17 protein-coding genes are annotated in these 20,110 nt (G+C 67.2%); 8 read left to right on the plus strand and 9 right to left on the minus strand.

Going from position 1 to position 20,110, the window contains the following annotated elements:
- Positions 1–92: 92 nt before the first annotated feature.
- Positions 93–2,249 (plus strand): HDOD domain-containing protein, encoded by a 2,157-nt coding sequence (locus ToN1_RS04525; RefSeq protein ID WP_169206660.1) that lies wholly within the window; start codon positions 93–95, stop codon positions 2,247–2,249.
- Positions 2,250–2,296: 47 nt separating this feature from the next.
- A complete protein-coding gene (locus ToN1_RS04530) occupies positions 2,297–4,480 on the plus strand; it encodes a putative bifunctional diguanylate cyclase/phosphodiesterase (RefSeq protein WP_169206661.1) in 2,184 nt (727 codons plus the stop codon).
- Between the two features lie 32 nt (positions 4,481–4,512).
- Here the strand turns inward: ToN1_RS04530 and ToN1_RS04535 are convergent, their stop codons facing one another.
- From ToN1_RS04535 to sufB, 7 genes are read right to left on the minus strand one after another with little or no spacing between them, the layout of a single operon-like run.
- Positions 4,513–4,836 carry a non-heme iron oxygenase ferredoxin subunit gene (locus tag ToN1_RS04535; RefSeq protein ID WP_169206662.1) on the minus strand — a complete coding sequence of 108 codons (324 nt, stop codon included), beginning with the start codon at positions 4,834–4,836 and terminating at the stop codon, positions 4,513–4,515.
- Positions 4,836–5,246: an SUF system Fe-S cluster assembly protein gene (locus tag ToN1_RS04540; protein WP_244860963.1), complete on the minus strand. Its 411-nt coding sequence runs from the start codon at positions 5,244–5,246 to the stop codon at positions 4,836–4,838. The genes ToN1_RS04535 and ToN1_RS04540 overlap by 1 nt, the downstream gene beginning before the upstream one ends.
- Positions 5,239–5,739, minus strand: a complete 501-nt coding sequence (gene sufU, locus ToN1_RS04545; protein WP_169206663.1) for a Fe-S cluster assembly sulfur transfer protein SufU — start codon at positions 5,737–5,739, stop codon at positions 5,239–5,241. The genes ToN1_RS04540 and sufU overlap by 8 nt, the downstream gene beginning before the upstream one ends.
- Positions 5,732–7,030 (minus strand): cysteine desulfurase, encoded by a 1,299-nt coding sequence (locus ToN1_RS04550; RefSeq protein WP_211162137.1) that lies wholly within the window; start codon positions 7,028–7,030, stop codon positions 5,732–5,734. The genes sufU and ToN1_RS04550 overlap by 8 nt, the downstream gene beginning before the upstream one ends.
- Positions 7,031–7,041: 11 nt before the next feature.
- Positions 7,042–8,361 carry a Fe-S cluster assembly protein SufD gene (gene sufD / locus ToN1_RS04555; protein WP_169206664.1) on the minus strand — a complete coding sequence of 440 codons (1,320 nt, stop codon included), beginning with the start codon at positions 8,359–8,361 and terminating at the stop codon, positions 7,042–7,044.
- The gene (sufC, locus tag ToN1_RS04560) at positions 8,358–9,140 is read right to left on the minus strand and encodes a Fe-S cluster assembly ATPase SufC (RefSeq protein WP_169206665.1); all 783 of its coding nucleotides are present in this window, start codon (positions 9,138–9,140) and stop codon (positions 8,358–8,360) included. The genes sufD and sufC overlap by 4 nt, the downstream gene beginning before the upstream one ends.
- A 10-nt stretch (positions 9,141–9,150) precedes the next feature.
- A complete protein-coding gene (sufB, locus tag ToN1_RS04565) occupies positions 9,151–10,599 on the minus strand; it encodes a Fe-S cluster assembly protein SufB (protein ID WP_169206666.1) in 1,449 nt (482 codons plus the stop codon).
- A gap of 208 nt (positions 10,600–10,807) precedes the next feature.
- Here sufB and ToN1_RS04570 point away from each other — a divergent pair, with 208 nt between their 5' ends.
- The 5 genes from ToN1_RS04570 (at position 10,808) to ToN1_RS04590 (ending at position 16,329) form a co-directional block, all read left to right on the plus strand.
- Positions 10,808–13,255, plus strand: coding sequence for a Lon protease family protein (locus ToN1_RS04570; RefSeq protein ID WP_169206667.1), 2,448 nt, complete (start codon positions 10,808–10,810; stop codon positions 13,253–13,255).
- Positions 13,256–13,396: 141 nt separating this feature from the next.
- Positions 13,397–14,002, plus strand: coding sequence for an isochorismatase family protein (locus ToN1_RS04575; protein ID WP_169206668.1), 606 nt, complete (start codon positions 13,397–13,399; stop codon positions 14,000–14,002).
- On the plus strand, positions 13,999–15,357 hold the full coding sequence (locus ToN1_RS04580) for a nicotinate phosphoribosyltransferase (protein ID WP_169206669.1): 1,359 nt from the start codon (positions 13,999–14,001) through the stop codon (positions 15,355–15,357). The genes ToN1_RS04575 and ToN1_RS04580 overlap by 4 nt, the downstream gene beginning before the upstream one ends.
- A gap of 28 nt (positions 15,358–15,385) precedes the next feature.
- Positions 15,386–15,859 (plus strand): YbhB/YbcL family Raf kinase inhibitor-like protein, encoded by a 474-nt coding sequence (locus ToN1_RS04585; RefSeq protein ID WP_169206670.1) that lies wholly within the window; start codon positions 15,386–15,388, stop codon positions 15,857–15,859.
- Between the two features lie 56 nt (positions 15,860–15,915).
- Positions 15,916–16,329: a carboxypeptidase regulatory-like domain-containing protein gene (locus ToN1_RS04590; RefSeq protein ID WP_169206671.1), complete on the plus strand. Its 414-nt coding sequence runs from the start codon at positions 15,916–15,918 to the stop codon at positions 16,327–16,329.
- Positions 16,330–16,359: 30 nt separating this feature from the next.
- Here the strand turns inward: ToN1_RS04590 and ToN1_RS04595 are convergent, their stop codons facing one another.
- Entirely contained in the window at positions 16,360–17,100 is a 741-nt protein-coding gene (locus ToN1_RS04595) for an S-methyl-5'-thioinosine phosphorylase (RefSeq protein ID WP_169206672.1), read from the minus strand.
- A gap of 201 nt (positions 17,101–17,301) precedes the next feature.
- Here ToN1_RS04595 and typA point away from each other — a divergent pair, with 201 nt between their 5' ends.
- Positions 17,302–19,119: a translational GTPase TypA gene (gene typA, locus ToN1_RS04600; protein WP_169206673.1), complete on the plus strand. Its 1,818-nt coding sequence runs from the start codon at positions 17,302–17,304 to the stop codon at positions 19,117–19,119.
- A 112-nt stretch (positions 19,120–19,231) separates the two neighbouring features.
- Here typA and galU read toward each other — a convergent pair whose 3' ends face one another.
- A complete protein-coding gene (galU, locus tag ToN1_RS04605) occupies positions 19,232–20,104 on the minus strand; it encodes a UTP--glucose-1-phosphate uridylyltransferase GalU (RefSeq protein ID WP_169206674.1) in 873 nt (290 codons plus the stop codon).
- Between the last annotated feature and the right edge of the window lie 6 nt (positions 20,105–20,110).

Consider the following 20,110-nt stretch of genomic DNA (forward strand, 5'->3'; position numbering starts at 1 on the left):
ACGGCAGTAATCGTGCGGCGCCAACGAGCGCAAGGCGCGGGTGGCAATACCCGTCACGGACAGTGGTAATCGGCGATCGAATAATCCGACCAATGCGCGATCTTCAACTTCCGCAAACCGTCACGGCTGCAGTCGAAGGCGCGAACGTTCCTCCGTTGCCGCAGGTCCTGCTACGCCTGATACAGCTGCTGGACGACGAATCGTCCACCGTCGACTCACTCGCCGCCGTCGTGAGCCAGGATCCGGCCCTGAGCGCCCGCATCCTGACCGCCGCCAATTCGGCCGCGTTCTGCCGCAGCACCCCTGCGAGCGACATCAAGTCCTGCGTGTCGCTGCTCGGGATCCGCTTGGTGCGCTCCATGGCCACCTGCCTCGCGGTCAAGCGTCTGTTCGACTCCGAACCCGGCACGGTCGCCGCCGATCTCACCGATTTCTGGCACCACTCGCTCCTGGTGGCCGAAACCAGCCGCGCATTGGCCGCCGCAACCGGCTATCCGCACCCCGGAGAGGCCTATCTCGCCGGACTCCTGCACGACGTGGGCCAGCTCGTGCTCATGTCCGCGCTGGGGGAACAGTATGCCTGGCTGCTGTCGCAGGCCGGAGATGAAGACAAGCTCGCCGAGCTCGAGCGCACCAGCCTGTCGACCGATCACTGCGAGGTGGGCACCTGGCTCGCCGACCAATGGCAGCTGGACAGCGGACTCGCCGACGCAATCCTGTTCCACCACGCGAGTGCCGAGGAAATCGTCACCGCCTCGAAGCTGCCCCGCCTGGTGTGGTTCGCCGACGTGCTCGCGCGCGGCGTGCGCGGCCTCGCCCCCTTCGAGGAACTCGGCGCAACGCTCTTCGACACCGACGCGAGCTTCGAACCCGGACGCATCCTGACCCGTGCCCTCGACCACGTGCAAGTCATCGCCACCGCCATGGGGATCACGGCACAACCCGAGCCCGAAGACGCCCCGGCGCAGCGCACGCTCCCCAACGTGACGGTCCTCGCACCTGCGCACGAGCCGCACGACGCGGACCGCGCACTGGCTGAGCGCGTCCGCGACATGGCGGTGATGCACCCGCTGCAGCAGGACCTGCACGAACTCACGAGCGAAACCGAACTGCTGAACGCCCTGCGCGAATCTGCGCGCATCCTGTTCGAACTGCCGCGCATGGGCTTCCTGCTCATCGACCGCGATTCGGGCGACCTCAGCGGCAGGGACATCGCAGGCCAGGCCGCCATCTTCCGGCAGACCCGCGTCCCGCGCGGCAGCGATGCGGGGCTCGCCACGCGCGCGATCGCCGACCGTGACGTCCGCAGCAGCTTCGACGACGCACGGCCAGCACGCGAATCCCTGCTCGACCGCCAGCTCGCGCGTGCGTTCGACAGCGAAGGGGTCCTCTCCGTGCCGATGGTCGGCAAGCGCCGCACCGTTGGCGTGATGCTGTTCGCCCTCGGCCACCCGGCCCACGCGCGACTCAGACGCCGCACACCCTGGCTGCTCAACTTCGGCCGAATTGGCGGCGTGTGCGTCGAGGCATGGCAGGACGCCACCGCCTCCCGCAAGCAGGCCGAGGACGAAGCTGCCGCGGCCTTCCGTCGACAGGCACGCCGCATCGTGCACGAAGCCGGCAATCCGCTCGGGATCATCAAGAGCTATCTGCGCATCCTCGACCAGAAGTTGCCTGAAAACAGCGAAGTGCGGCACGAGCTCGATGTGCTGCGCGAAGAAATCGACCGCGTCGCCGGCATCGTGCGGCGCATGAACGAGGTACCGACGCCGACCGGCGCGGCGACCTCCGTGGCGGTCAACGCGCTCATCCGCGAACTCCTCGCCCTTTACGACGCACCGCTTTTCGGCGACAGGGGGATCACCGTCACCAGCCGGCTCGGCGAAGACACCGAAAACGCTGGCTGCGACCCCGACAGCCTGAAACAAATCCTCGTTAACCTGTGGAAGAACGCCGCCGAGGCGACGCCCCGAGGTGGGCGCTTTGAAATCTCGGTGCTCGACGGAGTCGTTCAGAATGGACGGCGGTATGTCGAGATCCGCATGGAGGACAGCGGTGCCGGAATGCCCGACGAGGCAATCCGCAACCTGTCCTTCCCGGATCAGGCGCACAGCAGTGCCGACCGCGGCCACGGTCTGTCCATCGTGGGCAGTATCGCCGCACGGATCGGCTGCAGAATTTCATGTCGCAGCAAGGCGGGCGTGGGCACGACGCTCTCACTCCTGCTGCCGTGTGTCCAGGTTTCATGATGCTTGCGAGCCAGCGCGATGCGTGACACTCGCTCCGGAGAACTTCGATGGAGATTGGCAAGAGCCTGTTCACGGCAGGCAAGGCCGGCCCCGCCGCGCAGCCTGTAGCGCGGGTGCTGATCGTCGACGACGAGCCGCGCATACGTGAAGCCTACGGCGCGCTCCTCGCTGCGGAAGGACGCGAGATCCTCACCTGCGCGAACGGCGCCGACGCGATCGCCCGGCTCGGCAGCACCGAGATCGATGTCATGGTGTTGGACCTGCACCTGCCCGACATGCACGGCACCGAGATCATGGCCCAGATGGCCGAAGCCGGCATCGACACCGCCGTGGTGGTGTTCAGCGGCGACGACGCAATCGACTCCGCCATCCTCGCGCTGCGACGCGGCGCCTGCGAGTTCATCCGCAAGCACGCGGACCCGGAAGACCTGATCCGGACCGTCGACAAGGCCATCAGCCGCCGCCGTCTCGAGCGCGAGAACGCGCGCATGACCGCGCGCCTCGAGGATTCCGAGCGCCTGCACCGATTCCTCGTCGAATACTCGCCGGACATCATCTACACCCTCGACCCGGAAGGCCGCTTCGTCTTCCTCAACCGCCGCATCGAATCCCTGCTCGGCTACAACCGCGGCGAGCTCGTGGGCAAGCACTACTCCGTGATCGTCCACCCCATGGACCTGGAGCAGGCTCGCAGCGCCTTCGCCGAGCGCCGCGTCGGCCTGCGCGCGACGACCAACCAGGAAATCCGCCTGCGCTGCCGCAACCTCGACGTACGCAGCTTCGAGAACCGCACCATCGTCGCGATACTGAGCTCGCAGGGCATCTACCAGCATGAAGTGGACGACGGCGATGCGAAGCGCTTCGTCGGCACCGCCGGCGTCCTGCGCGACATCACCGAGCGCAAGCACGCCGAGGAGACGATCAGCTACCAGACCTACCACGACCTCCTCACCGGCCTGCCCAACCGCGTGCTGTTCCGCGACCGCCTCAACCTCGCCATCAGCCAGGCGCGCCGCCGCGGCGAAGTGGTCGGCCTGATGTACATCGACCTCGATCGCTTCAAGCTCGTGAATGACACCCACGGCCAACTCGAGGGCGACGAGCTGTTGAAGGGCTTCGCGCGTCGCGTGCGCGAATGCCTGCGCGCCGGCGACACGATGTCGCGCCAGAGCGGCGACGAATTCACCATCCTGCTGCCCGACATCGCGGATGCCGAGGCCGTGCGCACGATCGCGGAGAAGATCACCACGGCGCTGAAAACGCCCTTCACCGTTGGCGGGCGCGACTTCCGCTGCACGGCGAGCATCGGCATCGCGGTGTTCCCCGACGACGCCGAAACGCCGGACCACCTGTTGCGCGACGCCGACATCGCGATGTGCCAGGTCAAGGCCCAGGGCAAGAACGGCTTCCTGCGCTACACGGAGGAGATGAGCCGCAACCACAGCGAGCGCGTGGACCTCGACAACGAGCTGCGCATCGCGATCGAAAGCGGCCAGCTCACGTTGCACTACCAGCCGCAGGTCGACATCCGCCGCGGCCGCGTCACCGGGGTCGAGGCGCTGGTGCGCTGGGAACATCCCGAGCGCGGCATGCTGGGCCCCAACACCTTCATCCCGCTCGCCGAGGAAGGCGGCCTGATCTTCGCGATCAGCGACTGGGTCCTCAACGAGGCCTGCCGCCAGCAGGCGATCTGGATCAAGCAGGGCATCACCGACCTGAAGGTCGCCGTGAACATCTCGCCGCTCGAGTTCACCCGCGCCGACATCGTCGAGCGCATCCTGCAGCCGATCCGCACGCACGAGCTGGCGCCCGAATGCATCGAGATCGAGATTACCGAGAACATGCTGATGGATGACGCCGAAACCGTCATCGCCAAGGTGCAGGAGCTGCGCACGCACGGCCTGCGCATTTCGATCGACGACTTCGGCACGCGCTTCTCATCGCTGAATTACCTGCGCCGCTTCCCCGTCAACACCATCAAGATCGACCAGTCCTTCGTCCGCGACCTTGAGACCACCAGTTGCCAGTCGCCGGTGATCAGCGCGATCGTCGGCATCGCGCGCGGCTTCGGGCTCAGCGTCCTGGCCGAAGGCGTGGAGACGGAAAGCCAGATCGACGCATTGCGGCTGCACGGCTGCGACGTGATGCAGGGCTTTCGCTTCAGCCGGCCGGTGCCGCCGGCGGACGTCGTGCGTTACATCGCGGCGCACCAGGCGATGGAAACGACCTGAACGGCCGAGCGGACCGCCGCGAACCGTACCCATCAACGCGCGGACGCCGCGTCGACCTGCACGACGCCGCCTTCCACACGCACCGCAAAGGTCGCAACGGGCTCGCACGCCGGCGGCGTGAGCGCCGCGCCCGTCACCAGCGAGAAGCGCGCGCCGTGGCGCGGGCAGATCACCTCGTCGCCCTCGACGACACCCCAGGACAAGGTCTCCTCCTCGTGGCTGCAGCGGTCCTCGATCGCATGGAAACGCCCACCCACGTTGAACACGGCCACCTCGCGCCCGTCGTCCAGCGCCACGACGCGCACCGTTCCGTCGCCGAATTCGTCGAGCTTCGCGACATCGACCCAGTCCGCCATCACAGCAGCCCCAGTTCCAGCCGCGCGGCTTCGCTCATCTGATCGGCCGACCACGGCGGATCCCACACCAGCTCGACACTCGCCTCGCTGACGCCGGGTGCTGCCTCGACCACGCACTGCACGGTACCCGGGAAAGTCTCCGCGACCGGGCAGCCGGGGGCCGTCAGGGTCATGCGTACGGCGACCTTGCCCGACTCCTCGTCGACATCGAGTCCGTAGATCAGGCCCAGATCGTAGATGTTGACCGGAATCTCCGGGTCATAAACGGTGCGCAGCGCCGCGATGACCTCGGCCCGCAGACCCGCCTCCGGCGGCGCCTGTTGCTCTTCGGCCTTCAGCTTCTCGGCGCGATGCAGCCAATCGAAGATGCCCATCTTCCTGCTCTTTCCCTTCTTTTCCCGCTTATCCATCGGACGCCCGCCCCGTCCCGGCCGCATCCGCGCGCTCCGGGTCATCCTGCTCCGTGGAAACCGGAGCGGACTGGTCTTTCAAGGCCGCCAGCAGCGTGTGCCACGCGAGCGTCGCGCACTTCACGCGTGCCGGGAATTCCGCCACGCCGGCGAGCACTTCCAGCTTCCCGAGCGGCGTCTCCTGCGCGGCGCCCTCGCCGGTCACCAGCGCATGGAAACCGTCGAACAGTGCCCGCGCCTCAGCCTCGGTCCTGCCCTTCAACGCCTCGCTCATCAGCGACGCCGAAGCGGTCGAGATCGCGCAGCCGGTGCCCTCGAAGCGCACGTCCTCGATCACCCCCTCGCGCGTCTTCACGAACAGCGTGATGCGGTCGCCGCACAGCGGGTTGAAGCCCTCGGCCCTGTGGTTGGCATCGGCGAGCGCACCGTAATTGCGCGGCCGCCGGCCGTGGTCGATGATCAGTTCCTGATACAGGTCGCGCAGTTCAGGCATCGCCGAACACCTCCCGCACCTTCTCCAGCGCCGCGAACAGCGCCGCGACATCCTCGTGCGTGTTGTACAGGGCAAAGGAGGCCCGCACCGTCGCCGCGACGCCAAAGCGCTCCATCAGCGGCATCGCGCAGTGGTGCCCGGTGCGCACCGCCACGCCCTCGTGGTCGAGGATGGAGCCGACGTCGTGCGCATGCACGTCCGCGAGCACGAAGGACAGGATCGCCGCCTTCTCGCGTGCCGTGCCGATCAGCCGCAGCCCCGGAAACGCTCGCGCGCGCTCCGTCGCATCGCGCAGCAGCGCACCTTCGTGGGCCGCGATCGCATCGAAGCCGACGCCCTGCACATAGCGCATCGCCTCCGCCAGCGCGATTGCCCCGGCGATGTTGGGCGTGCCCGCCTCGAACTTGTACGGCAGGTCGTTGTAGGTCGTGCGCGCGAAACTCACCTGGCGGATCATGTCGCCGCCGCCCTGCCACGGCGGCATCGCCTCCAGCAAGGCGCGCCGCCCATACAGCACGCCGGTGCCGGTCGGCCCGTACAGCTTGTGACCCGAGAAGGCGTAGAAATCGCAATCCAGCGCCTGCACGTCGATCGCCAGATGCGGCACCGCCTGCGCGCCGTCGAGCAGCACCGGCACGCCGCACGAATGCGCCAGCGCGATCAGCTCGCGCACCGGATTGATCGTGCCAAGCGCGTTCGACACATGCGTCAGCCCGACGATGCGGGTACGCGGCGACAGCAGCGACTCGAAGGCTGCCCCGTCGAGTTCGCCGCTGTCGTCCACGGGCGCCACCTTCAGCACCGCCCCGCTGCGCTCGCACGCGAGCTGCCACGGCACGATGTTGGAGTGGTGCTCCATGCCGGTGATGAGGATCTCGTCCCCGGCGCGGAAACGCGCCCCGAAGCTGTTGGCAACGAGATTGATCGCCTCGGTCGTGCCGCGCACGAACACGATCTCCTCGCGCTGCGCGGCGTTGAGGAAATTCCGCGCGGTGTCGCGTGCGGCCTCGTAGGCATCGGTCGCCTCCTGGCTCAGGCGATGCACACCGCGATGCACGTTGGCGTTGAGATGCGCGTAGTAATGGGTCTCGGAGTCGATCACGCACTGCGGCTTCTGGCTCGTCGCACCGTTGTCGAGATACACCAGCGGACGGTCGTTCACCGTCCGCGCGAGGATGGGAAAATCCGCCCGCCGGCGCGCGATGGCGTCCGCCGGAGCGATCGCATTCGCCGCAGCGATCGCATTCGCCGTCCTGCCCAGCGCCGCGCGCTCCTTCGGGTCGTCGCGCATCATCATCCTCCTCACGCCACCTCGGGCAGCGCACCCGGCAGCAGCGATTCGAGCCGCATCCGCAGCGGGCCGTGCTCGATGCCCGCGAGCGCGTCCGCCGCAAAGGCCCGGATCAGCAGCGCCCGCGCATCGCCTTCGCCGATGCCGCGCGCGCGCAGGTAGTGCAGCTGATCCGCGTCGAGCTGACCGACCGTCGCGCCGTGCGCGCATTTCACGTCGTCCGCCCAGATCTCGAGCTGCGGCTTGGTATCGACCTCGGCGTCCTCCGACAACAGCAGGTTGCGATTCGACTGCAACGCGTCGCTGCGCTGCGCATCCGGCCGTACGATCACGCGACCGTTGAACACCGCCCGCGCCGCCTCGTCGAGCACGCCCTTGTACAGCTCGCGGCTGGTGCCGCGCGGGCTGACGTGGTCGATGCAGGTGTGGTGGTCGATGTGCTGGCGCCCGCTTCCCACGTAGAGGCCCGATAGGCGCGCCTCGCAGCCTTCCGCACCGAGCCGCGTCGCGATCGCGGCACGCGCGAGCTGGCTGCCGAAGGCGAAGGCGTGCGACACGAAAGCGCTGTCCTGCCCCTGCTCGGCAGCGACCTCCGCAATGTGGAACGCCTTCCTGCCCTCCTGCTGCAGTTTCGTGTGCGCGACGCGCGCACCGCGCCCGAGCACGACGCGCGTCACCGTGTCGCCGAGGTAGGCGACGCCATCCGGGCCGACGTGGTGTTCGATCACCGTCGCGCTGGCGCCTGCTCCCGCCCGGATCAGGTTGCGCGGGAAGACCGCGAGATCGCTGCGCGTCGTGACGAACAGCAGATGCACCGGCGCTTCGAGCGCGACGCCCGCGGCCAGGTCCATCCACGCGCCGTCGCTCCAGAACGCGGCGTTCAAAGCCGCGAAACCGTCCGTCGCCTCGTCGGCAGCAGCGAAGAAGGCTTCCGCATCCTCCGCCCGCGTATCGAGCGCCTGCGCCAAACTGCCAACCCACGCGCCAGCCGGCAAGGGCATCGCTTGCGACAATCCCGGCACGAAATGTCCATCGACGAACACCATCCGGTGCGTTCCCGCCATCGCATGGCGCGACACCATCGCACGGACGTCGTCCGAGAGGTCGACCGCCGTCGCCACCCCGAACGCCCGCCGCGCGATCGCCGCGACGCTGGTGTATTTCCAGTCCTCGTCGCGCGTGGTCGGCAGGCCGAGCGCGGCGAAGCGTTCCATCGCCTCGTCACGGCACCGGCACAACCATGGGAGCGCCACCCCGGGAAGCCGCGGTGCGAGGGCCGGATACGCCGACACGAATCCCGGCACGCAGGGTTCAGCGGGTGCGACTCTCATCGCTGCGCTCCCGCCGCGCCGGCCTGCTTCCCGCGCGCCTCGGTTTCGACCCAGGCATAACCGCGCCGCTCCAGCTCCTGTGCCAGCTCCGGCCCGCCCGACAGCGCGATCCGCCCCTGCGCGAGCACATGCACGCGGTCGGGCCGGATGTGGTCGAGCAGGCGCTGGTAGTGCGTCACGAGGATCATCGCGCGCTCCGGGCTGCGCATCGCGTTCACGCCGTTCGAGACCACCTTCAGCGCATCGATGTCGAGGCCCGAATCGGTCTCGTCGAGGATCGCCAGCCGCGGCTCCAGCACCGCCATCTGCAGGATCTCGTTGCGCTTCTTCTCACCACCGGAGAACCCCTCGTTCACCGCGCGATACAGCAGGGTCTCATCCATTTCCATGAGCTTGAGCTTGCCCTTCACCAGCGCGAGGAAGTCGACCGCATCGAGCTCGGCCTCGCCCCGGTGCCGGCGCATCGCGTTCAGCGCCGCCTTCAGCAGGTAGATGTTCGCGACCCCGGGAATCTCCACCGGATACTGGAACGCGAGGAAGATGCCTTCGCGCGCCCGCTCCTCCGGCGCCAGCGCGAGCAGGTCGCGCCCCATGTAGCGGATCTCCCCCTGCGTCACCACATAGCCTTCGCGCCCCGCCAGCACGTGCGCAAGCGTGCTCTTGCCCGAGCCGTTCGGCCCCATGATCGCGTGCACCTCGCCTGCGCGCACATCCAGATCGAGGCCACGCAGGATGGGTTTGTCATCGACCGTCACGTGCAGGTTGCGGATCTCGAGCATGGTGCTCTCCTTACCCTATGCTTCCCTCCAGGCTCACGCCCATCAGCTTCTGCGCCTCGACCGCGAACTCCATCGGCAACTGCTTGAACACCTCCTTGCAGAAGCCGGACACGATCAGCGACACCGCGTCCTCGGCCGAAATGCCGCGGCTCTGGCAATAGAAGAGCTGGTCCTCGCCGATCCGCGAGGTCGAGGCCTCGTGCTCGACGCGCGCAGTCGGGTTCTTCACCTCAATGTAGGGGAAGGTGTGCGCCGCGCAGCGGTCACCGAGCAGCAGCGAGTCGCACTGCGTGTAGTTGCGCGCACCGGCCGCACTCTTCGCGACCTTCACCAGCCCCCGGTAGGCATTGCTGCCATGCCCCGCCGAGATGCCTTTCGAGAGGATCGTGCTCCGCGTGTTGCGCCCCAGATGGATCATCTTCGTGCCGGTGTCGGCCTGCTGCCAGTGGTTCGTCAGTGCCACGGAGTGGAACTCGCCCACCGAGTTGTCGCCGCGCAGGATCACGCTCGGATACTTCCACGTGATCGCCGAGCCGGTTTCCACCTGAGTCCACGAGATCTTCGAATTGGCCTCACGGCAGTCGCCACGCTTGGTCACGAAGTTGTAGATGCCGCCCTTGCCGTCCTTGTCGCCCGGGTACCAGTTCTGAACCGTCGAATACTTGATCTGCGCGCCTTCGCGCGCGATCAGCTCGACGACCGCCGCATGCAGCTGGTTCTCGTCGCGCATCGGCGCCGTGCAGCCTTCGAGGTAGCTCACGTAGGCGCCGCGGTCGGCGATGATCAGCGTGCGCTCGAACTGCCCGGTGTTCTTCGCGTTGATGCGGAAATAGGTCGACAACTCCATCGGACAGCGCACCCCCGGCGGGATGTAGCAGAACGACCCGTCGGAGAACACCGCCGAATTGAGCGTCGCGAAATAGTTGTCCGTGTAGGGCACGACCGAACCGAGATATTCCTGCACGAGGTCCGGATGATCGCGCACGGCCTCCGAAAACGAGCAGAACACGATGCCGAGCGACGCAAGCTTCTCCTTGAAGGTCGTCGCGACCGACACGCTGTCGAACACCGCATCCACCGCGACGCCGGCGAGGAGCTCCCGTTCCTGCAGCGGCACGCCGAGCTTCTCGTAGGTGCGCAACAGTTCCGGATCGACTTCGGCGAGGCTCTTCGGACCGTCGCCCTTTCCGCGCGGCGCCGAGTAATAGACGATGTCCTGGTAGTCGATCGGCGGATGATGCACCGTCGCCCAGTGCGGTTCCGACATCGTGAGCCAGTGGCGGAACGCCTTCAGCCGCCACTCGAGCATGAAGGCCGGCTCCTGCTTCTTCGCCGAGATCAGGCGGATCACGTCCTCGGACAGGCCGCGCGGCACGGCGTCGACGTCCAGCGGCGTGTAGAAGCCATGGCGGTATTCCTGGCTGATCAGTTCGTCGAGCTGCACGGAACGCTTGCCCATTCCACGATCCTCCATGTCCGAAGCGCATGGCTATCCTCGGCTTGTGGACCCGGCCACCGGCATTTCGTTCCAGGCCATTCCCACGCGATTGGCATGGTCTCTGCAACTCATGAACAAATAGCTCGCAAACTATCGCCCCATCCAGTTTAATTACAGGCGAAACACCGGGAATCCGGAACGAATATCAGGATGCAGGAGAACCATCGCGATGCCCGCCATCCCTCCGCTCGAGCCACAACGACTGTGCACTCGCTGCACCCCCGATCTCCTCGACTTCGACACCACCGAGAGCCTGCCCGAACCCGACGAGATCTTCGGTCAGGAGCGCGCCGTAGACGCCGTACGCCTGGCGCTGGAAATTGACGCTCCCGGCTACAACCTCTTCGTCCTCGGCGAACCCGGCGGCGGGCGCCACGCCGCCGTGCGCCGCCTGCTGGAAGCCCACGCGGCCACACGGCCCTCGCCCGGCGACTGGATCTACATCAACAACTTCGCCGAACCAAACTATCCCCACGCGCTGCAGCTGCCGCCCGGACGCGGCACCCAGTTCCGCGACGACATGCAACAATTCGTCTCCGAACTCGGCCAGGCCATCGCCGCCGGCTTCGACAGCGACGAATACCGCGCGCGCATCGAATCGATCCAGGACGAATTCAAGCAGCGCGAGGAAAGCGCCCTGCGCGCGCTCGGTGACGAGGCGAGCGACAAGGGCATCGCCTTCCTGCGCACCCCTCAGGGCTTCGCATTCGTGCCGATGAAGGGCGAAGAGAGCCTGGACCCCGAAGCCTTCAACGCGCTGCCCGAGGAAGAGCGCGAACGCATCGGCAAGCTCATCGAAGGCCTGCGAGAAAAGCTGCACAAACTGCTGCAGCAGTTCCCGCGACAGCGGCGCGAAATGCAGGGGCGCATTCGCGAGGCGAGCCGCGAGACGCTGGAGCTCGCGGTCGGCCACCTCGTCGAGGAACTGAAGGAACGCCATTCCGACCTGCCCGCAATCCAGACCTTCCTCGACAAGGTGCTGCGCGACGTCGTCGAGGTCGGCCAGGAACTGCGCGACCAGGCGAGCAAGAGCGATTCGTCCGGCCCGAGCGAAGGCGGCATCTCGGCGCAGCGCTACCAGGTCAACCTGCTCGTCGACCAGGACGGACGCAAGACCGCACCCATCGTGTTCGAGGACCACCCGACCTTCCCCAACCTCGTCGGCCGCGTCGACCAGATCGCCCACATGGGCACCCTGGTCACCAACTTCACGCTGATCCGTGCCGGCGCGCTGCATCGCGCCAACGGCGGCTACCTGATCCTCGACGCCGAAAAAGTGCTGACGCAGGCCTACGCCTGGGAAGGCCTCAAGCGTTCCCTGAAGTCGGGCCAGGTACGCATCGAATCGCTCGCCCAGGTCTTCGGCTGGGTCGGCTCGCTGCCGCTCGAACCCGACCCGATCCCGCTCTCCGTCAAGGTCGTCCTCGTCGGCCTGCGCCGCCACTACTACCTGCTCAAGGCCCTGGATCCGGAGTTCGACGAGCTCTTCAAGATCGGGGCCGACTTCGAGGACGTCGTCGAACGCACGCCCGACAACACCCGCCACTACTTGCGCAAGGCGGCGTCGCTCGCCCGCCAGCAGGGCCTGCTGCCGCTCGACCGCGACGCCGCCGGCCGCCTCGTCGAATACGCATCGCGCCTCGCCGAAGACGCCGGCAAGCTCAGCACGCGCACACGCGAGCTCGCCGACCTGCTGCGCGAATCCGACCACGTGGCGCGCGCGGCGGGCCGACCCGCCATGCAGCGCCGCGACATCGAGTCCGCCCTGGCGGCCCGCATCGAACGCGCCGACCGCCTTCGCGACGCGGTGCACGACGCGGTCCTGCGCAACACCTTGCTGATCTCCACCACCGGCGCCGAAGTGGGCCAGATCAACGGCCTCGCCGTCATCGATCTTGGCGACTTCATGTTCGGCCGCCCCACCCGCATCACCGCGACTGCCCGCCTCGGCGACGGCGACGTCGTCGACATCGAGCGCAAGGCCGAGCTCGGCCGAGCCATCCACACCAAGGGCGTGATGATCCTGTCGGCCTGTCTCGCGTCGCGCTACGCGCAGAACCGCCCGCTGTCGCTGTCGGCCAGCCTCGTGTTCGAACAGTCCTACGGCCCGGTCGAAGGCGACAGCGCCTCGCTCGCCGAACTGTGCGCATTGCTCTCTGCATTGTCGGGCGTACCGATCCGCCAGTCGCTCGCGATCACCGGCTCCATCAACCAGCACGGCAAGGTGCAGGCGATCGGCGGCGTGAACGAAAAGATCGAGGGCTTCTTCGATATCTGCCAGGCACGCGGACTCACCGGCGAGCAGGGCGTCCTGATTCCCGCATCCAACGTGAAACACCTGATGCTGCGCGACGACGTCGTGCAGGCCGCCGCCGAAGGACGCTTCCACGTCCATCCCGTATCCACCGTCGACGAGGCGATCACCCTCCTCACCGGCATCTCGGCCGGCGAAGCCGACGCCAAGGGCGCCTACCCCGAAGGCAGCGTGAACCAGCGCATCGAGGCCCGCATCACCGAGCTCATCGCCCTGCGCAAGGAATTCGGCTCCGGCAAGCGTGGCGCGAAGGGCAATGGCAAGAGCGCAAGGACGCAGGAGCCCGATGGAGGTCTAAAGTAACAAGGCAAGAAGGAATCGGCCCGACCATGACCGACCGTTCGGGCCGAGCCCGTCGAAACCCTGCGACTACCCTTGGACACGCTCAGGGCGAACGAGGGTGGATGGACGCCGGGTTGATGATCGAAAGACCGGAGACGCACGATGGGACGCCCCGCCGCACCGATCACCCTGCAGCCCGGCGACGCGCTGGTCATCGTCGACGTGCAGAACGACTTTCTCCCCGGGGGCAGCCTCGCCGTGCCTCGGGGCGATGAAGTGGTCGCGCCGCTCAACGCCCTGATCGCACGCTGCACGCAGCTCCGACTGCCCGTCATCGCCACGCGCGACTGGCATCCGCCGGATCACTGCTCATTCCAGGCCCGCGGCGGTCCGTGGCCGCCGCACTGCATCGCCGCCACGCCCGGCGCGGCCTTCGCGCCTGCGCTTGCCCTTCCGGAATCCGCCACCGTCGTATCCAAAGCCGTCACGGCCGACGTCGACGCCTACTCGGGCTTCGGCGGCACCGATCTGCACGACCGCCTCCAGGCCGCCCGCGTGCGTCGCCTGCTCGTCGGCGGCCTCGCCACCGACTACTGCGTCTTCAACACCGTGCGCGACGGCCTCGCGAACGGCTACGAAGTGATCCTGCTCACCGACGCGATCCGCGCCGTCGACGTCACGCCCGGCGACGGCCTGCGCGCCATCGACGAAATGGCGCGGCTCGGCGCGCACCCGATCGCGTCCGTCAACATCGGGAATCCCGCATGAACCCGTCCGCGTCCGCGCTGCTCACCGACCTCTACCAGCTCACCATGCTGCAGGCCTATTTCGACGGCGGCATGACCAGGACGGCCTCGTTCGAGTTCTTCGTGCGGCGGCTGCCCGAGCACCGCAACTTCCTCGTCGCGGCCGGTCTGGAGCAGGTGCTCGACTACCTCGAGACCCTGCGCTTCACCGACGAGGAACTCGCGTGGCTCGCCGCCTGCGGGCGCTTCCACCGCCGCTTCATCGACTGGCTCGCGAACCTGCGCTTCACCGGCGACGTCGAGGCGATGCCCGAAGGCACGGTGTTCTTCGCCGACGAACCCATCCTGCGCGTCACCGCCCCCCTGCCGCAGGCCCAACTCGTCGAGACGCGCATCATCAACCTGCTGCAGTTCCAGACCATGGTCGCCTCCAAGGCCGCGCGCTGCACCCTCGCCGCGCAAGGCCGGCTGCTCGTCGACTTCGGCCTGCGCCGCGCCCACGGCGCCGAAGCCGGCCTGCTCTCCGCGCGCGCCAGCCACCTCGCCGGCTTCGACGGCACCGCGACGGTCGCCGCCGGCATGAAATGGGGCATTCCGCTGTACGGCACGATGGCCCACTCCTTCATCCAGGCCCACGACGACGAACTCGGCGCCTTCGAGCATTTCGCCCGCTCGCAGCCGAAGGCGAACACGATGCTCATCGACACCTACGACACCGAATCGGCCGCGCGCAAGCTCGCCGATCTAGCCACCCGTCTCGCCCCCGACGGCATCGCAATCCAGGCCGTGCGCATCGACAGCGGCGACCTCGCCGAGCACGCCCGGCGCGTGCGTGCGATCCTCGACGGCGAAGGCCTGCCCGGGGTGCGCATCTTCGTCAGCGGCAATCTCGACGAATTCGCCGTGCACGATCTGCTCGCCAGCGGTGCGCCGATCGACGGCTTCGGCGTCGGCACGCGCATGAACACCTCGGCGGACCAGCCCTGGCTCGACTGCGCGTACAAACTGCAGGAATACGACGGCCAGCCGCGCCGCAAGCGCTCCGAAGGCAAGGCGACGTGGCCCGGCCGCAAGCAGGTTTACCGCCACCGCGACGCCGACGGCTGCATCTGCGGCGACCTGCTCACGACATCGGACGATGCCGCGGACGGCGAACCCCTGCTCGTCCCCGTAATGCGTGGCGGCCAGCGCCTTGCGCCCTCGCCGCCGCTTGCCGCGGTGCGCGCCCGTACCACCGCCAGTCTTGCTGCGCTGCCGCCCCGCCTGCGCCAGATCGGTCCCGCCGCGGCCCCGCCGGTCACCGTCTCCCCTGCGCTGCAAGAGCTGGCCGAAACCGTAGACCGCCGATTGGACGCCGCCGCCCCCGCGCCGCGCTGACACCGGCATGCGACAGGAGATCGCCGACATGAGCCTTGAACTGGCATCCAGCGCTTTCGCACACGGCAACGCGATGCCCGCAACCTATACCTGCGACGGCCGCAACGTATCGCCCCCGCTCGCGTGGCGCGACCTCCCGCCGGGCACGCGGAGCCTCGTGCTGATCGTCGACGACCCCGACGCCCCCGATCCCGCCGCGCCCAAGATGACCTGGGTACACTGGGTCCTGTACAACATCCCCGCGACCGCAGAAGGCCTGCCCGAGGCCGTCGCGACGACGACGCTGCCGCCCGGTACCCTCGAAGGCCTCAACGACTGGAAGCGCACAGGCTACGGCGGCCCCTGCCCGCCGATCGGCCGCCACCGCTACTTCCACAAGCTGTATGCACTGGATACCGTCCTTCCCGACCTGGGACACCCGACGAAGGCACAACTTGAAACAGAAATGCACGGCCACGTCATCGCCCAGGCCGAACTCATCGGCACCTTCGCGCGTCACTAGTGCATGAAGCCGTCCGCCCGCGCGGCCGGCCCCTGCAAACAATGGAGGTGATAAGGATGAACCGAGGATCGATCATCGCCGCCGCACTCCTGGCTCTTGCCGCCACCCTGCCGGCGACGGCTGCGCTCGCGCAGGATTCCGCCCTGCAACAGGGCGAATTCGAGGGCGTGCCCTACCTCACCGGCGGAGTGAGCCTCGACGAACGCGAACAACTGTTTTTCACGGCCGCCGACTACAACCTCAAGCTTGTCTTCGCGGAAAAAGGCGGTTCCTACCTGTCCGACACCGAAGTCGTCGTGACCCGACGCGACGGGCGCAAGGTGCTCGAACTCATCGCCCAGGGGCCGTTCGTGTTTGCCCGCCTGCCCGCCGGCGATTACCGCGTCGCGGTCACCAACGCAGGCAAGCAGCAACTGCGCGACGCCAAGCTCCCCGCCAAGGGGCAGCGGGAATTCGCCTTCTACTGGTGAGGACGAACGCGCTCCGGCCGCAAGCCGCACTCAGGAGGCGCGGCAGACCTCCTCGAGGACGCGGCGCACCCGCACCATCGCCTCCTGCAGCACCACCTCGATGCTGCTGAACTGGATCCCGGTCTCGCTCGCACCGCGGCCGGCGGCGAAGTTGGCGACCACGTTGATCGCCGCGTAAGGCAGGTTCAACTCGCGCGCCAGCGCCGCCTCCGGCATGCCGGTCATGCCTACGAGATCCGCCCCGTCGCGCTCCATGCGATTGATCTCCGCCGCCGTCTCGAGGCGCGGCCCCTGCGTCGCCGCATACACGCCGCCGTCGTACATCGCCTCGCCCATTGCCGCGGCCGCCGCGAGAATGCGCTGGCGCAGCGGCTCGTCGTAGGGATGCGTGAAGTCGATGTGATGCACCGCCGACTCGCCGCCCTCGAAGAATGTGCTCTTGCGACCCCACGTGTAATCAATGATCTGGTTCGGCACCACCATCGCAGCCGGCCCGAACTCCGGGCGGATGCCGCCCACCGACGCGACCGACACGATCGCCGACACCTTCGCCTGCTTCAGCGCCCAGATATTCGCACGGTAGTTCACCTGGTGCGGCGGGATCGTGTGGCCGTAACCGTGACGCGCCAGAAACACCACCGGCTTTTCCGCCAGCTTGCCGAAGGTCAGCGCACCGGACGGCTCACCGTAAGGCGTGCGCGCCACCTCGCGCCGGGTGATTTCGAGGGTGGAAAGCTGGGTGAGTCCGGTCCCGCCGATGATCGCGAGCATGAAGCCTGTCTCCTTGAAAAACGGCGCCGATTCTAGCACGCGGCCGCAGCGCCCCCCGGCCCGCGCGGCATTGACGGCACACCCGCTACCCGGACGACATCCGTACGGCCGCCTGCACGCTCCCCGATCGCGCGACGACCCATGCTGCGATGCCGCACCGCGTGCTAAAATTAAAAACTTTTCAAAGACTTCCGGCCCCCCATGTCCCGCTCCATCCGCAACATCGCCATCATCGCCCACGTCGACCACGGCAAGACCACGCTCGTCGACCAGCTCCTGCGCCAATCCGGCACCTTCCGCGAGAACCAGCAGGTCTCCGAACGCGTGATGGACTCCAACGACCTGGAGAAGGAGCGCGGCATCACCATCCTCGCCAAGAACTGTGCAGTCCAGTACGGCGATACCCACATCAACATCATCGACACCCCGGGACACGCCGACTTCGGCGGCGAAGTCGAACGCGTCCTGTCCATGGTCGACGGCGTGCTGCTGCTGGTCGATGCGGTCGAAGGCCCGATGCCCCAGACCCGCTTCGTCACCCGTAAGGCACTCGCCCTGGGCCTCAAGCCCATTGTCGTGATCAACAAGATCGACCGCCCGGGCAGCCGTCCGGACTGGGTCATCAACCACACCTTCGATCTGTTCGACAAGCTCGGCGCCACCGAAGAGCAGCTCGATTTCCCGGTCGTCTACGCCTCCGCGCTGAACGGCTACGCGATGCTCGACGCCAGCCAGCCGGGCACCGACATGAAGCCGCTGTACGAAGCGATCCTCGAACACGTGCCGCAGCCCGAAGTCGACGCCAACGGCCCGCTGCAACTGCAGGTCTGCTCGCTCGACTACTCGACCTACATCGGCCAGCTCGGCATCGGCCGCATCAAGCGCGGCAGCGTCCGTCCGAACCAGGAAGTCGTCGTGATGTACGGCGACGAAAACCGCGGCAAGGCAAAGATCGGTCAGATCCTCACCTTCAAGGGCCTCGAACGCAGCCAGGCCGACTACGCCGAGGCAGGCGATATCGTGCTCATCTCGGGCATCGACCAGGTCAACATCGGCGTCACGATCTGCCACCCGGACAACCTCGAGGGTCTCAAGCCGATCGCCGTCGACGAGCCGACCCTGACCATGAACTTCATGGTCAACTCGTCACCGCTCGCCGGCCGCGAAGGCAAGTTCGTCACCAGCCGCCAGATCCGCGAACGTCTAGAAAAGGAACTGCTGAAGAACGTCGCGCTGCGCGTCGAATACACCAACGACTCCGACGTGTTCCTGGTCTCCGGCCGCGGCGAGCTGCACCTCACCATCCTGCTTGAAAACATGCGCCGCGAAGGCTTCGAACTCGCAGTCGGCCGTCCGCGCGTGGTGTTCCGCGACATCGACGGCGTGAAGTGCGAGCCGTACGAAATGCTCACCGTCGACGTCGAGGAAGAGCACCAGGGCGGCGTCATGGAAGAGCTCGGCCGCCGCCGCGGCGAACTGCAGGACATGCAGTCCGACGGCAAGGGCCGCACCCGTCTCGAATACCGCATCCCCGCCCGCGGCCTGATCGGTTTCCAGGGCGAATTCCTGACCCTGACGCGCGGCACCGGCCTCGCCAGCCACGTGTTCGACGACTACGGCCCGATGGCCGGCGCGATGGGCGAACGCCGCAACGGCGTGCTGATCTCGCAGGACGATGGCCAGGCCGTCGCCTACGCGCTGTGGAAGCTGCAGGACCGCGGCCGTATGTTCGTCACGCACAACGACCCGGTGTACGAAGGCATGATCATCGGCATCCACTCTCGCGACAACGACCTCGTCGTCAACCCGATCAAGGGCAAGCAGCTCACCAACGTGCGCGCCTCGGGGACCGACGAAGCCGTGCGCCTCGTCCCGGCGATTCAGCTCACGCTGGAATCCGCGATCGAGTTCATCGCCGACGACGAGCTCGTCGAGATCACGCCGAAGTCGATCCGTCTGCGCAAGCGCTACCTCAGCGAAAACGAGCGCAAGCGCGCCGCCAAGGCCGAGTCGATGTAATCCTCCCCGCCCCGGCGGGTGCCGGGGGCAACGAAAAAGGCGCTACCGCGGCAGCGCCTTTTTCGTTTCAGGGAGCATGGAAAACCCGCCCCCCGCGCTCCCTCATCCGCGCTTACTTGCGCTCGGCCAGGTAGCTCGCGAAATCCGCACCGATCTCCGGATGGCGCAAGCCCAATTCGACGGTCGCCTTCAGGTAGCCCAGCTTCGAGCCGCAGTCGTAGCGCACGCCCTGGAACTGATAGGACAGCACCGCCTCTTCCTTCAGCAGCGAGGCAATCGCGTCCGTGAGCTGCAGCTCGCCACCCGCCCCCGGCTTGATCGAGCGCAGGTGATCGAAGATGTGCGGGGTCAGGATGTAACGCCCGACCACCGCCTGGGTCGTCGGCGCATCCTCGGGCTTCGGCTTCTCGACGATGCCGGTCACGCGCTGGACGTTGCCCTGCTGGCTGTCGGTGCTGACGATACCGTACTGACGCGTGTCCTCGCGCGGCACGTTCATCGTGCCCAGTACCGAGCAGCGGTGGTAGTTATACACACCCACCATCTGCTGCATGATCGGCTCGGCCCCATGGTTGTCCAGCAGATCGTCCGCAAGGATCACGGCGAAAGCCTCGTCACCGACCACCGGCGCCGCGCACAGCACCGCATGGCCGAGGCCCAGCGCCTCCGACTGGCGGATATACACGCAGTTCACACCCTTCGGCACCGTCTTCTTGACGATCTCCAGCAACTCCTTCTTGCCGCGCGCCTCGAGCTCCGTTTCCAGCTCGTAGGCCTTGTCGAAGTGGTCCTCGATGGAACGCTTCGTGCGGCCCGTGATGAAGATCATGTTGGTGATACCGGCCGAGACCGCTTCCTCGACCGCATACTGGATCAGCGGCTTGTCGACGATCGGCAGCATTTCCTTCGGGCTGGCCTTGGTGGCCGGCAGGAAGCGCGTGCCCATGCCGGCTACCGGGAATACCGCCTTGGTGACCTTTTTCATTGGATG

This window comes from Aromatoleum petrolei, from assembly GCF_017894385.1.
Lineage (GTDB): Bacteria > Pseudomonadota > Gammaproteobacteria > Burkholderiales > Rhodocyclaceae > Aromatoleum > Aromatoleum petrolei.

Excerpts from the sequence above, each read along its gene's own strand:
- ToN1_RS04540 (WP_244860963.1), bottom strand. The coding sequence starts at position 5,246 with ATGGATAAGCGGGAAAAGAAGGGAAAGAGCAGGAAGATGGGCATCTTC.
- ToN1_RS04535 (WP_169206662.1), bottom strand. The coding sequence starts at position 4,836 with ATGGCGGACTGGGTCGATGTCGCGAAGCTCGACGAATTCGGCGACGGA.
- ToN1_RS04580 (WP_169206669.1), top strand. The coding sequence starts at position 13,999 with ATGAACCCGTCCGCGTCCGCGCTGCTCACCGACCTCTACCAGCTCACC.
- typA (WP_169206673.1), top strand. The coding sequence starts at position 17,302 with ATGTCCCGCTCCATCCGCAACATCGCCATCATCGCCCACGTCGACCAC.
- sufD (WP_169206664.1), bottom strand. The coding sequence starts at position 8,361 with ATGAGAGTCGCACCCGCTGAACCCTGCGTGCCGGGATTCGTGTCGGCG.
- ToN1_RS04550 (WP_211162137.1), bottom strand. The coding sequence starts at position 7,030 with ATGCGCGACGACCCGAAGGAGCGCGCGGCGCTGGGCAGGACGGCGAAT.
- ToN1_RS04525 (WP_169206660.1), top strand. The coding sequence starts at position 93 with ATGCGCGATCTTCAACTTCCGCAAACCGTCACGGCTGCAGTCGAAGGC.
- sufC (WP_169206665.1), bottom strand. The coding sequence starts at position 9,140 with ATGCTCGAGATCCGCAACCTGCACGTGACGGTCGATGACAAACCCATC.
- ToN1_RS04590 (WP_169206671.1), top strand. The coding sequence starts at position 15,916 with ATGAACCGAGGATCGATCATCGCCGCCGCACTCCTGGCTCTTGCCGCC.
- ToN1_RS04575 (WP_169206668.1), top strand. The coding sequence starts at position 13,397 with ATGGGACGCCCCGCCGCACCGATCACCCTGCAGCCCGGCGACGCGCTG.
- sufB (WP_169206666.1), bottom strand. The coding sequence starts at position 10,599 with ATGGGCAAGCGTTCCGTGCAGCTCGACGAACTGATCAGCCAGGAATAC.
- ToN1_RS04585 (WP_169206670.1), top strand. The coding sequence starts at position 15,386 with ATGAGCCTTGAACTGGCATCCAGCGCTTTCGCACACGGCAACGCGATG.
- ToN1_RS04530 (WP_169206661.1), top strand. The coding sequence starts at position 2,297 with ATGGAGATTGGCAAGAGCCTGTTCACGGCAGGCAAGGCCGGCCCCGCC.
- ToN1_RS04595 (WP_169206672.1), bottom strand. The coding sequence starts at position 17,100 with ATGCTCGCGATCATCGGCGGGACCGGACTCACCCAGCTTTCCACCCTC.
- ToN1_RS04570 (WP_169206667.1), top strand. The coding sequence starts at position 10,808 with ATGCCCGCCATCCCTCCGCTCGAGCCACAACGACTGTGCACTCGCTGC.
- galU (WP_169206674.1), bottom strand. The coding sequence starts at position 20,104 with ATGAAAAAGGTCACCAAGGCGGTATTCCCGGTAGCCGGCATGGGCACG.
- sufU (WP_169206663.1), bottom strand. The coding sequence starts at position 5,739 with ATGCCTGAACTGCGCGACCTGTATCAGGAACTGATCATCGACCACGGC.